This window comes from Pseudomonas sp. 5Ae-yellow, assembly GCF_014077575.1.
Taxonomy (GTDB): domain Bacteria; phylum Pseudomonadota; class Gammaproteobacteria; order Pseudomonadales; family Pseudomonadaceae; genus Halopseudomonas; species Halopseudomonas neustonica.
In genome coordinates, this window is the sequence record NZ_JACGWE010000161.1 from 1 (window position 1) to 252 (window position 252).

1 pseudogene is annotated in these 252 nt (G+C 58.7%); it reads left to right on the plus strand.

What is annotated here, in order from left to right:
- Positions 1 to 123: 123 nt before the first annotated feature.
- A pseudogene (locus H4J77_RS20485) lies at positions 124 to 252 on the plus strand (IS30 family transposase); the annotation flags it as partial.

Sequence of the window (252 nt, forward strand, 5' to 3'; positions counted from 1 at the left end):
AGTCGCCGCGATGCTCTTGCACCATCCGCACGGCTCGTTCACGGACTTCAGGGGAAAACTTGTTTGTCTTGTTCATGGCTTCATCTTCTCAGGAGTTGAAGCCTCCGCGAAACCCGGGGCGGTTCACGGCGCCTACGCACTGTGAGTGCTGGACGGCGTGAGCGCTACCCAGCTGACCTTAGTATCCACCTGCGCCCACCTGAGGTAGAAGACCGCCTTGTTCCAGGGCACTGGGAAAGCGACTTGATCATG